At 56.0% G+C, this 13,494-nt stretch carries 12 protein-coding genes; 1 reads left to right on the forward strand and 11 read right to left on the reverse strand.

From position 1 onward, the window contains the following. Positions 1-221: 221 nt before the first annotated feature. The 10 genes from pyrE to lspA all read right to left on the reverse strand — a co-directional run bounded on the left by pyrE (position 222) and on the right by lspA (position 12,058). On the reverse strand, positions 222-869 hold the full coding sequence (gene pyrE, locus RB620_RS05740) for an orotate phosphoribosyltransferase (protein WP_308092651.1): 648 nt from the start codon (positions 867-869) through the stop codon (positions 222-224). Beyond that, positions 862-1,599 carry an orotidine-5'-phosphate decarboxylase gene (gene pyrF / locus RB620_RS05745; RefSeq protein WP_308092652.1) on the reverse strand — a complete coding sequence of 246 codons (738 nt, stop codon included), beginning with the start codon at positions 1,597-1,599 and terminating at the stop codon, positions 862-864. The genes pyrE and pyrF overlap by 8 nt, the downstream gene beginning before the upstream one ends. A 20-nt stretch (positions 1,600-1,619) precedes the next feature. Continuing rightward, entirely contained in the window at positions 1,620-4,847 is a 3,228-nt protein-coding gene (gene carB, locus RB620_RS05750) for a carbamoyl-phosphate synthase large subunit (RefSeq protein WP_308092654.1), read from the reverse strand. Then, entirely contained in the window at positions 4,834-5,979 is a 1,146-nt protein-coding gene (locus tag RB620_RS05755; protein ID WP_308092655.1) for a carbamoyl phosphate synthase small subunit, read from the reverse strand. The genes carB and RB620_RS05755 overlap by 14 nt, the downstream gene beginning before the upstream one ends. A gap of 41 nt (positions 5,980-6,020) precedes the next feature. Then, complete coding sequence (locus RB620_RS05760; protein WP_308092656.1) at positions 6,021-7,307, reverse strand: dihydroorotase; 1,287 nt, start codon at positions 7,305-7,307, stop codon at positions 6,021-6,023. A gap of 67 nt (positions 7,308-7,374) precedes the next feature. Beyond that, positions 7,375-8,277 (reverse strand): aspartate carbamoyltransferase catalytic subunit, encoded by a 903-nt coding sequence (locus RB620_RS05765; RefSeq protein ID WP_308092657.1) that lies wholly within the window; start codon positions 8,275-8,277, stop codon positions 7,375-7,377. Between the two features lie 6 nt (positions 8,278-8,283). After that, complete coding sequence (gene pyrR / locus RB620_RS05770; RefSeq protein ID WP_308092658.1) at positions 8,284-8,856, reverse strand: bifunctional pyr operon transcriptional regulator/uracil phosphoribosyltransferase PyrR; 573 nt, start codon at positions 8,854-8,856, stop codon at positions 8,284-8,286. A 394-nt stretch (positions 8,857-9,250) separates the two neighbouring features. Beyond that, positions 9,251-10,486, reverse strand: coding sequence for an LL-diaminopimelate aminotransferase (locus tag RB620_RS05775; protein ID WP_308092659.1), 1,236 nt, complete (start codon positions 10,484-10,486; stop codon positions 9,251-9,253). Positions 10,487-10,596: 110 nt separating this feature from the next. Continuing rightward, a complete protein-coding gene (locus RB620_RS05780; protein ID WP_308092660.1) occupies positions 10,597-11,553 on the reverse strand; it encodes an RluA family pseudouridine synthase in 957 nt (318 codons plus the stop codon). After that, positions 11,531-12,058: a signal peptidase II gene (gene lspA, locus RB620_RS05785; RefSeq protein WP_308092661.1), complete on the reverse strand. Its 528-nt coding sequence runs from the start codon at positions 12,056-12,058 to the stop codon at positions 11,531-11,533. The genes RB620_RS05780 and lspA overlap by 23 nt, the downstream gene beginning before the upstream one ends. 228 nt (positions 12,059-12,286) lie before the next feature. Between lspA and RB620_RS05790 the strand changes: the two genes are divergently transcribed. Beyond that, positions 12,287-13,015 (forward strand): TraR/DksA C4-type zinc finger protein, encoded by a 729-nt coding sequence (locus RB620_RS05790; protein ID WP_308092662.1) that lies wholly within the window; start codon positions 12,287-12,289, stop codon positions 13,013-13,015. 28 nt (positions 13,016-13,043) lie between these two features. Here RB620_RS05790 and RB620_RS05795 read toward each other — a convergent pair whose 3' ends face one another. After that, positions 13,044-13,448 (reverse strand): DUF5665 domain-containing protein, encoded by a 405-nt coding sequence (locus RB620_RS05795; protein WP_308092664.1) that lies wholly within the window; start codon positions 13,446-13,448, stop codon positions 13,044-13,046. Between the last annotated feature and the right edge of the window lie 46 nt (positions 13,449-13,494).

The following is a 13,494-nucleotide window of genomic DNA, read 5'->3' on the forward strand; positions in this document are numbered from 1 at the left end:
TGCCGCCTGTTCCGGGATTTGCCTTCACATCCTCCGCACCTATCCTCACGGACTAAGCACTATGTGTCGGCTATGTACTTCCGCCACCTGCGGTGTACTGGAGACTTTCACTCCTTAGTAGAGTGCGCTGCCAAGCGCACAAAAAACGAACGTGCCGTCGTTACGACGGTACGTTCGTTAGGTTTAATGGGATTCGAGTTGTCGCATATCCGAACGACGCGTCACTTCCCGAACGACTGAGGGTCCTTGCGCCATGCTTGCAGCGTCGTAACGTCGTTCTGGGCGATAACGCCTTGCTGCGCGGCTTCCTCGATCAGCGCCGAATAGTTCGACAGCGTGTCCAGCTGGAAGCCTTCGTCCGCGAACGATTGCGTCGCCGAGTCGAACTGGTACGTGAAGATCGCAAGCACGGCCGCAACCTCGCCGCCCGCCTCGCGAACGGCCTGCGCCGCCTTCAGCGAGCTGCCGCCCGTCGAAATCAAGTCTTCGATGACGACGACCTTCTGGCCCGGCGCGATCCGTCCTTCGATCTGGTTTTGTTTGCCGTGGCCTTTCGCCTTATCGCGAATGTACGCCATCGGCAGGTTCAGCTTCTGAGCTACCCATGCGGCATGCGGAATGCCCGCCGTCGACGTGCCGGCGATTACTTCCGCATCCGGGTAACGCTCGCGGATGATCGTCGCGAACCCTTCTGCGATCATATCGCGAATGTCTGGGTAAGTCATCGTCAGACGATTATCGCAATAGATCGGCGACTTCAGTCCCGATGTCCACGTGAACGGTTCGTTCGGGCGCAGGGCGACTGCCCCGATGTCCAATAAGCTCTTCGCGATTTCTCCGGGCAAATTCGATAATGTCAGCTCAGTCAACTGAAATCAACTCCTTGATAATAGATTCAAGCGCCGCGCGCGGTTCCGGGGCAGCCGTTATGGGCCTTCCGATCACCATGTAATCCGTTCCCTGGCGAAGCGCTTCGCCGGGCGTCATGATTCTTGATTGGTCGGCCACATCCGAGCCGGTCGGACGAATGCCCGGCGTGACTGTCACGAACGAAGCGCCGCATGCCGACTTGATGGCGATCACTTCGGACGGCGAAGCGACGACGCCTTGCAAACCGGCTGCCTTCGCAAGCTTGGCGTAGCGAAGCACCGCGCCTTCCACCGTGCCCGGAATGCCGATCTGTTCGTTCATGACCGCCTCGCTCGTGCTCGTCAATTGCGTGACGGCGATCACGGACGGCGCGGTCACTCCGCTTCCGGCCAACGCGGCGTCGACCCCTTCCATTGCCGCCTCCATCATCGCGATACCGCCGCCCGCGTGGATGTTGAACATGTCCACGCCAAGCTTCGTTACGCTGTTCGCTCCGCCTTTTACGGTATTCGGAATATCATGCATCTTTACGTCCAGGAAGACGTAATAGCCGCGTTTCTTAAGGCTCTCCACAAAGGATGGGCCTGCAGCATAAAACAGCTGCAAACCCACCTTCATATAACAGGGAATGCCTTTCAGCTCCTCGATCAGTCGTTCGGCAGCCCCGGCGTCAGGATAGTCCAGGGCAACCATGATGCGTTTCGCAGCCTGCTCGCGTGTCAGCTTCATTGCCATTCCCCCCGTATTATTTATTTGTTGGTTTTACTTGCTACCGGCATGGAGTGGGACGAGAAGTTGATCGTTTCCATCATGCGAAGCAACGCGCGTACCGTATCGAGCGACGTCATGCAGACGACGCCGTTCTCCACCGCCTCGCGGCGAATGCGGAAGCCGTCGCGCTCAGGCGTTTTGCCTTTGGTCAGCGTGTTGACGACGAATTGCGCTTTGCCCTCGCGAACCATATCGAGAATGTTCGGCGCGCCTTCGCTCAGCTTGTTCACGCGCTGCACGTACAGGCCAGCCGCTTCCAGCACGTCGGCCGTGCCGCCGGTCGCCATGATTTTGTAGCCGATATTGTTGAAACCGCGGAGCAGCTCCGTCGCTTCCTCTTTATCCTTATCCGCAACAGTCGCGATGATCGTTCCGGAATTCGGAATCTTCATACCCGCGCCGATCAAGCCTTTATACAGAGCTTTCGCGTACTGGACGTCGCGGCCCATCACCTCGCCGGTCGATTTCATCTCCGGCGTAAGCGTCGGGTCGACGCGGCGCAGCTTGGCGAAGGAGAATACCGGCACCTTCACGGATACGTATTCGTCTTCCGGCCATAGGCCGTCTTGGTAACCAAGCGCGGACAAGCTAGTGCCCAAGATCGCTTGAGTCGCCAGGTTCGCCATCGGCAGATTCGTTACTTTGCTCAAGAAAGGTACCGTACGGGACGAACGAGGGTTAACCTCGATGACGTACACCTTCTCGTTGTGGATGACGTATTGGATGTTGACCAAGCCGATGACTTCAAGCTCTTTCGCGATTTTGATCGTGATTTCGACGATTTGGTTCTTGATGTCGTCCGACAGCGACTGCGGCGGGTATACCGCGATGGAGTCGCCGGAATGGACGCCTGCGCGCTCTACATGCTCCATGATGCCCGGGATCAAAACCGTCTCGCCGTCGCAGATCGCGTCGACTTCGGCTTCCTTGCCCATCATGTAGCGGTCGATCAGAACCGGATGCTCCGGATTGATCTTCACGGCTACTTCCATATAGCTCAGCAGCTCTTCGTCGGAGTAGACGATTTCCATGGCCCGTCCGCCCAAGACGTACGAAGGACGAACGAGAACCGGGTAACCGAGCTTCTGCGCCGTCACGACCGCTTCTTCGACCGAAGTCACCGTGCTGCCTTCAGGCTGCGCGATGTTCAGCTTGCGAAGAAGCGCTTCGAACTTCTTGCGGTCTTCCGCCGCGTCGATGCTCTCGAGGCTCGATCCCAGAATGCGCACGCCTGCTTTGGCAAGCGGAGCGGCAAGGTTAATGGCCGTCTGGCCGCCGAATTGCACGATTACGCCGATCGGATTCTCTTGCTCGATGACGTTCATGACATCCTCGAAGAACAGCGGCTCGAAGTAGAGGCGATCGGATGTGCTGAAGTCCGTCGATACCGTCTCCGGGTTGTTGTTGATGATGACCGCTTCGTACCCCGCTTTCTGGATGGCCCATACCGCGTGAACCGTGGAGTAGTCGAACTCGATGCCTTGGCCGATCCGGATCGGTCCGGAGCCCAGCACGAGCACCTTCTGCTTAGTCGTTTCCGTTACTTCGTTCTCCACCTCGTACGTGGAGTAGTAGTAAGGCGTCGTCGCTTCGAATTCGGCCGCGCAAGTGTCTACCATTTTGTAAACCGGCTTCAGGTTATTCTGCAGGCGGAACGCGCGAACCTCTTCTTCGGTCGTATGGCTGCCGTTCGGGAATCCTTCCTTGCGGATTTCGGCGATCGAACGGTCGGAGAATCCTTTGCGTTTCGCTTCGTAGAGAGTGCCCTGAGACAATGTAGCTTCTTTGCGCAGACGGTCTTCGAACGTTACGATCGATGCGATCTTGTCGAGGAACCACCAGTCGATTTTCGTAATGTCTTGGATCTCTTGCAAGGAGAAGCCGCGGCGGAACGCTTCCGCTACGAGGAACATGCGCTCGTCGTCAGGCTTCTCGAGGCGGCCCCGCAGCACCGACTCTTCAAGCGAGCTGGCTTCCTTGAGATGTAGACGGTGTGCGCCGATCTCCAGCGAGCGGACAGCCTTGTGAATGGATTCCTCGAAGGTGCGGCCGATGGCCATCACTTCGCCGGTCGCTTTCATTTGCGTGCCGAGCTTGCGGTTGGCGCTGACGAACTTATCGAACGGCCAACGCGGAATTTTCGATACGATATAGTCGAGCGTAGGCTCGAAGCAAGCGTAGGTTTGGCCCGTAACCGGATTGACCAGCTCATCCAGCGTGTAGCCGACCGCGATTTTGGCGGCCATCTTTGCGATCGGATAACCAGTCGCTTTGGAGGCCAGTGCGGAGGAACGGCTTACGCGCGGGTTAACTTCGATAACGTAGTATTGGTAGCTATGCGGATCCAGCGCGAACTGCACGTTGCAGCCGCCTTCGATGTTCAGCGCGCGGATGATCTTGAGCGACGCGGAACGCAGCATTTGGTACTCGCGGTCCGATAGCGTCTGCGAAGGCGCTACGACGATGCTGTCACCCGTGTGTACGCCGACCGGGTCAAAGTTCTCCATGTTGCAGACGACGATGCAGTTATCGTTCGCGTCACGCATAACTTCGTATTCGACTTCCTTCATGCCGGCGATCGATTTCTCGATCAAACATTGGCTGATCGGGCTGTACCGGATGCCGGAAGCAACGATCTCGCGCAGCTCTTCTTCGTTTGCGCAAATGCCGCCGCCGGTGCCGCCGAGTGTATAGGCAGGGCGGACGATGATCGGATAACCGATCTCGTTTGCAAAGTTAACGGCATCTTCGACCGTCGTTACGATTTCGCTCTCGGGAACAGGCTGCTCCAGCTCGCGCATCAGCTCGCGGAACAAGTCGCGGTCTTCGGCTTTCTCGATCGCGATAAGCTGGGTACCGAGCAGCTTCACGTTCTCGCGCTCCAGCACGCCTGCGCGCGCCAGCTCGACGGCCATGTTAAGACCCGTCTGGCCGCCAAGCGTCGGAAGCAAGCCGTCCGGACGCTCTTGGCGAATGATTTGGGAGACGAACTCAAGCGTTATCGGCTCGATATATACTTTGTCCGCCATGTTCGTATCGGTCATGATCGTAGCCGGGTTGCTGTTAATGAGCACAACCTCGTATCCTTCTTCTTTCAGCGCTTGGCAAGCCTGCGTGCCGGCATAGTCGAACTCCGCTGCTTGTCCGATGACGATCGGGCCGGACCCGATGACTAGAATTTTTTTCAGTTGATTATTTCTGGGCATACTGAAGCTCTCCTTTCAACGTCTCCGACAAGACGGCTTGACGAGGTTTTTGCGGGTTATTTTTTTTGTGCTCGCGGATCATCTCCAGGAATTCGTCAAACAGGTAGCTGGAATCGAACGGTCCGGGCGCTGCCTCCGGATGGTATTGAACGGAGAATGCAGGGTAAGTGTTATGTTTGAGTCCTTCGATCGTTTTGTCGTTGTTGTTGATATGCGTCACCGTCAACTGCGTGCCGTGGACGGTATGATCGAGAACGGTGTAGCCGTGATTCTGCGAAGTAATGTAGCAACGGTTCGTCGCAAGCTCCTTGACCGGATGGTTGCCGCCGCGATGGCCGAATTTCAGCTTGCCCGTATCGGCTCCGCAAGCAAGCGCGAACAGCTGGTGTCCAAGACAGATGCCGAAGATCGGGAATTCGCCGAGCAGCTCCGAAATCATTTTTACCGCGTGAGGAACATCCTTCGGATCCCCAGGGCCGTTGGACAACTGGATGCCGTCCGGCGCCAGGCGGCGAATCTCGTTCGCAGTCGTGTCATGCGGGACAACGACGACGTCGCAGCCTCGTTGCGTCAGCTCCCGCAGGATGCCGCTTTTCGCGCCGAAATCGACGAGCACGATGCGCTCGCGGTTGCCAGGGCTCGAGAAGATGTGTTTGGTCGATGTGCGAGCCACTTGATCCGTCAGCAACGTGGATGTACCAAGACGTTCAGCCAACTCCTCTACGCGCTCATTGCCGGTTGTGATCAAGCCTTTCATTGTACCGTAGTGACGAAGCTTGCGCGTGAGCATGCGAGTATCGATGTCGCTGATGCCAGGGATGCCGTATTCCTTCAGCAGTTGGCCCAGCGAATATTGCGCGCGCCAGTTGCTTGGCACGGGCTCGTGACGGCGGACGACGAAGCCGTGAATGTGCGGGCGCAGCGCCTCGAAGTCGTCTCTCGTAATGCCGTAGTTGCCGATGAGCGGGTAAGTCATCGTGACGATCTGTCCGCAGTAGGAAGGATCCGAGAGCACCTCTTGGTAACCCGTAATTCCCGTATTGAAAACGACCTCGCCCATCATTTGCGCTTCCGCGCCGAAGGACAAACCGGTGAACAACGTTCCGTCTTCCAATAAAAGTCTAGCTTGCATCCGTTTCACTCCTCAGCTGTTATTGATTTCCGTCTATAGTTTTATTCTGTCCAAACGATGTTGCCGTTCACGATCGTCGTAACCGGCCAGCCTTTCAGCTTCCAGCCTCCGAACGGCGTGTTGTTGCTCTTCGATAGGAACGTTGCCGGATCGACGGCGCGTTCCCCTTCCAGGTCGACGATCGTAATGTCGGCGGGAGCACCGGCTTCCAGCCGTCCCGTGTTCAGGCGGAACACGCGAGCCGGGTCTTTCGTCATCCGGCTAAGCAAGAATCCAAGCGTCCATCTGCCGGTCTCGACGAACTTCGTATAGAGCAGCGGGAACGCCGTCTCGAAGCCGACGATGCCGAATGGCGCCAGATCGACGCCGCGGCCTTTCTCCTCCGCGCTGTGCGGCGCATGATCCGTTACGATCATGTCCAGCGTGCCGTCTTCCAATCCTTCGATCACCGCTTGAACGTCGCGCGGCGTGCGAAGCGGCGGGTTCATCTTCCAGTTGGCGTCGTCAAGACCTGGAATGTCTTCGTCCGCAAGGATTAAGTGATGCGGGCAAACTTCCGCGGTAACCGAGATGCCGACTTGCTTGGCCAATCTGATCAGCCTAACCGATTGCTCGGTGCTGACGTGGCATACATGGTAATGGACGCCGGTCGCTTCCGCCAGCAGGACGTCCCTGCCGACATGGATCGCTTCCGATTCGTTCGGTATTCCTTTGATGCCATGCTTGCGGGAGAACTCGCCTTCCGATGCCCAAGCGCCTTCGACCAGCGTATCGTCTTCGCAATGCGCGATAACCGGCATATCGAGCGACTTCGCAAGCGCCATCGCGTTTTTCATCATTTGCGCGTTCTGCACGCCTACGCCGTCATCCGTGAAGCCGATCGCGCCCGCTTCCTTCAGCGCCGCGAAGTCGGTGAGCTCGCGTCCCAGCTCGTTTTTGGTAATGGCCGCGTAAGGCAGAACCTTAACGATGCCCGCATTTTTTGCTTTGTCGACGACGTACTTTACCGTTTCCGGCGTATCGATAACCGGGCGCGTGTTAGGCATGCAAGCGATTGTCGTAAAACCGCCTTTGGCCGCTGATCGCGATCCCGTAATGATATCTTCCTTATGCTCGAAGCCCGGATCGCGCAGATGGACGTGCATGTCGATGAATCCGGCCGAGACCAGCTTGCCTCCCGCATCCACCACTTCGGCGGAGCCGGTATCGACCGCAACATTGCCGTCGACAAGCTCGGCAATGACGCCGTCTTGAACGCGAATGTGCTTCGACTCCAAAGTTCCCGTCGTTTCGTTCCAAACGCTGCCGTTCTTAATCCATAAAGCCATTCTGATTCACCCTCCGATTGATAGTCCGTCTTATGTCCGTCCGCCTCGGAAGAGGCTTCATTAATTATTAGTTGAGAGCCCGTTCGACCACGGCCATGCGCACCGGCACGCCGTTCTCCATCTGCGGGAAAATTCTCGATTGCGGATGCTCGACCAGTTCGTCGTCGATTTCCACGTTTCGATTCACCGGCGCGGGATGCATGATGATGGCATGTTTCTGAATGCGCGAAGCGCGTTCGACCGTCATGCCGAATTGCTCCCTGTAAGCTTCCGCCGAGCTTAACATGCCGCTTTCGTGGCGTTCCAGCTGCACTCTCAGCATCATCACGACATCGGCCTGGATCGCCTCATCGATTGTGACGTACGGCGCGTCCAGCTCCGTTGCCCGCATATTGTCCGGCGCGCAGAAGCTTACGTTTGCGCCGAGTTTGCGCAGCGCGTACAAGTTGGAGCGAGCCACCCGGCTGTGCAGAATATCTCCGACGATGGAGACGTTCAAGCCTTGGAGACTGCTTCCGAACTGTTTGCGCATCGTATAGAGATCAAGCAATGCCTGCGTTGGATGCTCGTTGTTTCCGTCGCCCGCATTAATAAGCGGCACCTTGATTTTCTCTGCGAGTTCAGCGAGCACGCCGATCGGCTTCAGCCGGATGATGCCGACGTCGATGCCCATCGATTCGAGCGTCCTTACCGTGTCGTAGATCGATTCGCCCTTCTGTACGCTGGAAGCCGCCGCCGAGAAGTTGATGACTTCCGCGCCCAGCCGTTTCTCCGCTACTTCGAACGAGAAGCGCGTGCGCGTGCTGTTCTCGAAGAACATGTTCGCGGCGAATTTGCCTTGCATGGCGTTGTGCACTTTGGAAGGGTGATTCTCCCAGTAAGCCGCCCGATCCAGGATCGCTATGATTTCTTCTTTGTCCAGCTCCTTCAAGCCGAGCATGCTGCGTTGTTTCAATTGCGTTAGCGTCATTGCCGCTTACCCCCTTTGATGGATGATGGTCACTTGATCCTTCAAGTCGATTTCTTGAAGCGATACTTGGATTTGTTCTTGTTTGGAGGTTGGCACGTTTTTGCCGACAAAATCCGGTCTGATCGGCAGCTCGCGATGGCCGCGGTCAACGAGTACCGCGAGCTGTATGCTGCGCGGCCTGCCGCAATCCATAAGCGCGTCCATGGCAGCTCGGATCGTGCGTCCGGTGTAGAGCACGTCGTCGAACAGGATGATTCGTTTGTCCTTCGTGCGGAACGGGATGCCGTCGATCTCGCCAAGCGCCGCGGCCGATTCCATCTTTGCGGCCGTCAAAGCTTCGTCATGGCGATCGTCCCTGTACTGCGTAATGTCCAGCTCGCGTACCGGTACCGGTTTCCCTTCGATTTCTCCGATCCGTTCGGCGACCCGGTTCGCGATGTACACGCCCCGTGTCCGGATGCCGACGATAACGCAATCGTCGATTCCCTTGTTCTTCTCCACGATTTCATGGGCAATCCGTGTTAGCGCACGGCGTATCGCCGTTTCATCCATAATGACCAGATGTTCTTCTTCTGCCATGTCCGCGCTCCTTTCTGATCGTGCCTCATTCGACCAATCGTCGTCGTTCCCGTTTCTAGCGTGTCCCGGCACCGGCCTACAAAAAAACTCCTTGCGGAGAAGTCCGCAAGGAGTTTGTGACCAGTCGGGAAAAGAAGAGGAGTCGCTCTTTGCTGTTGGCTCTGCTCCGGGGAGCCGCCAAAAACGCGAGGATGTCCAATTCCATTCGTTAAGACCAATATTCACGCTACCTTGCCAGCCTCTCGGGACTGAGTTAAAGGTTCTGCTTTGTATCATTGGAATTATCCCACGTTCGACAAAGGTTGTCAAGAGCGTTTGCCCTTATCTTGCTATCTTGTCTCTAGTGTAGATTGAATTCCGAAGCCTATGCAAGGATAGCGTTGGCAATCGATCATTACAGGCTTAGTTTGCGAATGCGGTCAACCGCTTTGACCGTGTTCTCGCGGCTGCCGAACGCCGTAAGGCGGAAGTAGCCTTGGCCGCTTTGGCCGAAACCAACGCCAGGGGTGCCGACGATATTCGCTTCCGACAACAGCTTGTCGAAGAAGCTCCACGAATCCATGCCTTGAGGGGTCTTCAGCCAAATGTACGGCGCGTTGACGCCGCCGAACACTTCCAGGCCGATGGATGCGAGTCCGTCGCGGATAATGCCCGCGTTCGTCATGTAGTACTCGACCAAATCGCCGATTTGTTGTTTGCCTTCCTGCGAGTAAATCGCTTCGGCTCCGCGCTGCGTCACGTAGGAAACGCCATTAAACTTCGTCGTGTGACGGCGATTCCAAAGATCGTTGATGATAACGGAATTGCCAGCAGCGTCCAGACCTTTCAGCTCGCGCGGCACGACTGTGTAGGCGCAGCGAACGCCGGTAAAGCCCGCCGTCTTCGAGAAGCTGCGGAATTCGATCGCGACTTCCTTCGCGCCTTCCACTTCGTAAATGCTATGCGGTACGTCTTTTTCTTGAATAAACGCTTCGTACGCGGAATCGAACAAAATCAGGCAGTTGTTCTCGCGCGCGTAGTCGACCCAAACCTTCAGCTCTTCCTTCGTCAGCGTCATGCCTGTCGGGTTGTTCGGGTAGCACAGGTAGATCAAGTCTACTTTGCGGTCCGGCAGCGACGGCTTGAAGTTATTCTCAGCTGTGCACTCCAGATAAACGATGTTATCGTACCGTTTGGTCTCTTGGTTGTACTTGCCGGAACGGCCCGCCATCACGTTTGTGTCTACGTATACGGGGTACACCGGATCTTGAACCGCAACGATGCTGTTTTCGCTGAAAATTTCCTGAATGTTTCCGACGTCGCATTTGGAACCGTCGGAGACGAATACTTCGTTCGCGGCGATATCGATGCCGCGGGCTTTGTAGTCGTTCTCGATAATGGCGTTGATCAGAAAGTCGTAACCTTGCTCCGGACCGTAGCCGCGGAACGAACCCGGCTGCGCCAGCTCGTCCACCGCGTTGTGCATCGCTTTTACGACGGCTTCGGGCAAGCCGCGCGTAACGTCGCCGATGCCAAGGCTAATGATTTCGGCATTTGGGTTCTCTTGAATGAATTTCGTGCGGCGTTTCGCGATTTCGGAAAATAAATAGCTGCCTTGCAGCTCCAAGTAGTTCTGGTTAATGGATGTCACTTGCGTTCACCTGTCCTTAGGTCAATTTTAATCCGATTATGTCTAGAATAACGCACTTCCGAGGCCATAATAATGCAGAATGTGCGCAAAAGTTTGCACTTATCGGTTGATCACCGATGGCGCAAGCTATCCAGCACATGCTCGAAATCCGCCGGCAGCGGCGCTTCGAACTGAAGCCGCTCACCTGTACGCGGATGCGTGAAGCCAAGCACGCCCGCATGGAGCGCTTGCCCGTCGAGCGCCACCGTTTTGTTGCGGCCGTAGACGGGGTCGCCGGCCAGCGGATGGCCGATGTATTTCATATGCACGCGAATTTGATGCGTGCGTCCGGTCTCCAGCTGCAGCTCCAGCAGCGTATAATCGCCGCCGATCCGTTCGAGCACGACAAAATGGGTGACGGCCGTCTTACTGTTCCGGTCCGTTACGGTAAACAGCTTCCGGTCCGCGGCGTCCCTGCCGATCGGAGCGTCAACTGTACCTTGATCATGAGGAAGATTGCCGTGGACGAGCGCGATGTATTTGCGGGTCACGCTATGCTCCTTAAGCTGCTCCGCGAGCGATACATGGGCCAGATCGTTTTTGGCCGCCATCAGCAATCCCGTCGTATCCTTGTCGATCCGATGCACGATGCCGGGGCGGAGCATGCCGTTTATGCCGCTTAAGTCCTTGCAATGATACATAAGCGCGTTGACGACTGTTCCGGAGGAATGACCGGGTGCGGGATGGACAACCATTCCGCGGGGCTTGTTAATGACGATGACGTCGCTGTCTTCGTACACGATGTCGAGCGGAATTTGTTCGGGCAAAATATCGGCTTCCTGCGCTTCCGGAATAGTCAGGACGATCGCGTCTTGCGCGTTCAGCTTGTAATTGGCTTTGACGGGCCGGCCGTTCACCGAAACGGCTCCTTCTTTGATCCAGTCCTGCACCTGCGTCCGCGACACGCCGCCGAGGCCAAGTTGCTCGAGCTGGTCCACGATGAATTTGTCAATTCGTTCTCCGGATTTTTCCGGTTCGATGCTCCATTCGTAATGATCTTCCCGATCAAGATATAGGCTGCTGTTCATGCTCGTTAAGCTCCTTGTTTTCCCCTTGCTGCAGCTTCTTCTTTTCGTCCTTCGCGCTAAGCAGGGTGTCTAGCAGGATTAGCCCGACGCCGATGACGATGCCGGAGTCCGCGATGTTGAAGATCGGGAACGTATAGCTGCCGAAATTGAATTTAAAGAAGTCGACGACTTCGCCGAACCGAATTCGATCGACGAAATTGCCGACCGCTCCGCCAAGCACGAGCGCAAGGCCCGTCAGCAGAATCGGCTTGCCGTTTTTGCGCATCATTTGGATATAGGTAATTAACCCGATGAGGATAACGGTAGTAATGATGATGAAGAAAGTGCGCTGTTCTTGCAGGATGCCGAATGCCGCGCCTCGATTGCGATGCGAAGTAATCAAGAAGAAGTTGCCGATTACGCTGATTTCTTCGTACAGCTCCATTCGGGTCGCGATGATTTTTTTGGTGACAAAGTCGAGCACAAGCACGATTACCGCGAGCAAATAATAATAGAAAGCACGCATCTGATCACTCCTAAAAAGTTTGAAAGGCATAGTATCCGGCGCCTTAAGACCGCTTTACATAGTGTAGCATACGACCGTTGGCAGAGCCAATCCTGCCCAATCCGGCAAAGCGGCTGCGCATGTATTGCAAGGCTTCCATGCATGTCCATACTGAAAACGGCCCTTCCGGCTAAAACTACGGGAGAAAACGAACGACGGTTATTCCGAAAAGGACGGTGCGATTAGCCAATGACCTCTCTAACGAACGCGCAATACTCCTCGCTCAGAAGCAGGCTGGAGGACGAACAAGCCGACATCCTGTCTCGCTTGGAGCAGAACGATCATTACGGTAAATCCGATTCCATGCGCGATGAATCCGGCGAGCTTTCCCCCATCGACAACCATCCGGGCGATATGGCATCCGAACTATACGAACGCGAGAAGGATATCGCCTTGCTCGAGCAAGAGGAACTGCATCTCAGCCGCATCGAAGCAGCCTTGGACGCGATGGATAAGGGCAATTACGGCACTTGCGTCGCTTGCGGCACGATTATCCCGTTCGAGCGGCTCGAAGCCGCTCCGGACAGCTTATACTGCATCGATCATGCGCCGCGGAATAACATATCCGACAATCGTCCGATCGAGGAGGTTTTTCTGCAGCCGCCGTTCGGCCGCACGAGCATGGACGAACGCAAATCCAATGGCTTCGACGGCGAAGACGCCTGGCAAATCGTGGAGAGCTGGGGTAACTCGGATTCGCCCGCGATGTCCGAGAACCGCGATGTCGCCGACTACGACCACGTCGGCATAGAAGCGGAAGAAAACGACGGATTCGTGGAACCGATCGAAAGCTTCTTGGCCACCGATATTACGGGCCGCCACGTCTCCGTTGTCCGCAATCGCCAATATGATCGATATATGCATGCGAACGAAGGCGATGCCGAACTTCAATTCGATGACCGATTCGAAGACGATTGATGGTCCGGAATCAATAGAAGTCGTTCGTTCAGTACGATTTGCCCTCCAATTGAATTTGCACGATCTTCACGATATCGGCGATGTAATCTCCGATGATGGGCAAGTTCAAAGCACCTAAGATACGCAGCACATATAAAATCGTCGCGGCAAAAAAAGTAAATCCGATCGCGATGCCGACGCCTCTTGCCGATCCTGCCAGCAGATTGCGCCAGATGAGCGCCATTGGCCGATTGAGCAAATCCACATACTCGGCAATATGCGTGCGCTCCATCTCGGATGCGATATGCTCGAGCCGTTTGTCTACCGCTTCGAGAGAACGCTGCAGCACCGTTACGTCTTTCTCGTCTTGCCCGGTTTCCTTATCGCCGGATCGATCGTTTTTTTCTTTGCCGCTAATGTCTGTCCATTCCGAATCTCCGCGTTTCATCCGCATGGTTACATGACACCTCCGTTACAGAACAAGGAAAGCCCGCTCCGCC

The organism is Paenibacillus sp. LHD-117, assembly GCF_030929555.1.
Classification (GTDB): Bacteria; Bacillota; Bacilli; order Paenibacillales; family Paenibacillaceae; genus Pristimantibacillus.

What these genes read in the sequence shown, in the direction of transcription:
- pyrF (WP_308092652.1), bottom strand. Translation starts at nt 1,599, where the DNA reads ATGAAGCTGACACGCGAGCAGGCTGCGAAACGCATCATGGTTGCCCTG.
- carB (WP_308092654.1), bottom strand. Translation starts at nt 4,847, where the DNA reads ATGCCCAGAAATAATCAACTGAAAAAAATTCTAGTCATCGGGTCCGGC.
- RB620_RS05755 (WP_308092655.1), bottom strand. Translation starts at nt 5,979, where the DNA reads ATGCAAGCTAGACTTTTATTGGAAGACGGAACGTTGTTCACCGGTTTG.
- RB620_RS05760 (WP_308092656.1), bottom strand. Translation starts at nt 7,307, where the DNA reads ATGGCTTTATGGATTAAGAACGGCAGCGTTTGGAACGAAACGACGGGA.
- RB620_RS05765 (WP_308092657.1), bottom strand. Translation starts at nt 8,277, where the DNA reads ATGACGCTAACGCAATTGAAACAACGCAGCATGCTCGGCTTGAAGGAG.
- pyrR (WP_308092658.1), bottom strand. Translation starts at nt 8,856, where the DNA reads ATGGCAGAAGAAGAACATCTGGTCATTATGGATGAAACGGCGATACGC.
- RB620_RS05780 (WP_308092660.1), bottom strand. Translation starts at nt 11,553, where the DNA reads ATGAACAGCAGCCTATATCTTGATCGGGAAGATCATTACGAATGGAGC.
- lspA (WP_308092661.1), bottom strand. Translation starts at nt 12,058, where the DNA reads ATGCGTGCTTTCTATTATTATTTGCTCGCGGTAATCGTGCTTGTGCTC.
- RB620_RS05790 (WP_308092662.1), top strand. Translation starts at nt 12,287, where the DNA reads ATGACCTCTCTAACGAACGCGCAATACTCCTCGCTCAGAAGCAGGCTG.
- RB620_RS05795 (WP_308092664.1), bottom strand. Translation starts at nt 13,448, where the DNA reads ATGCGGATGAAACGCGGAGATTCGGAATGGACAGACATTAGCGGCAAA.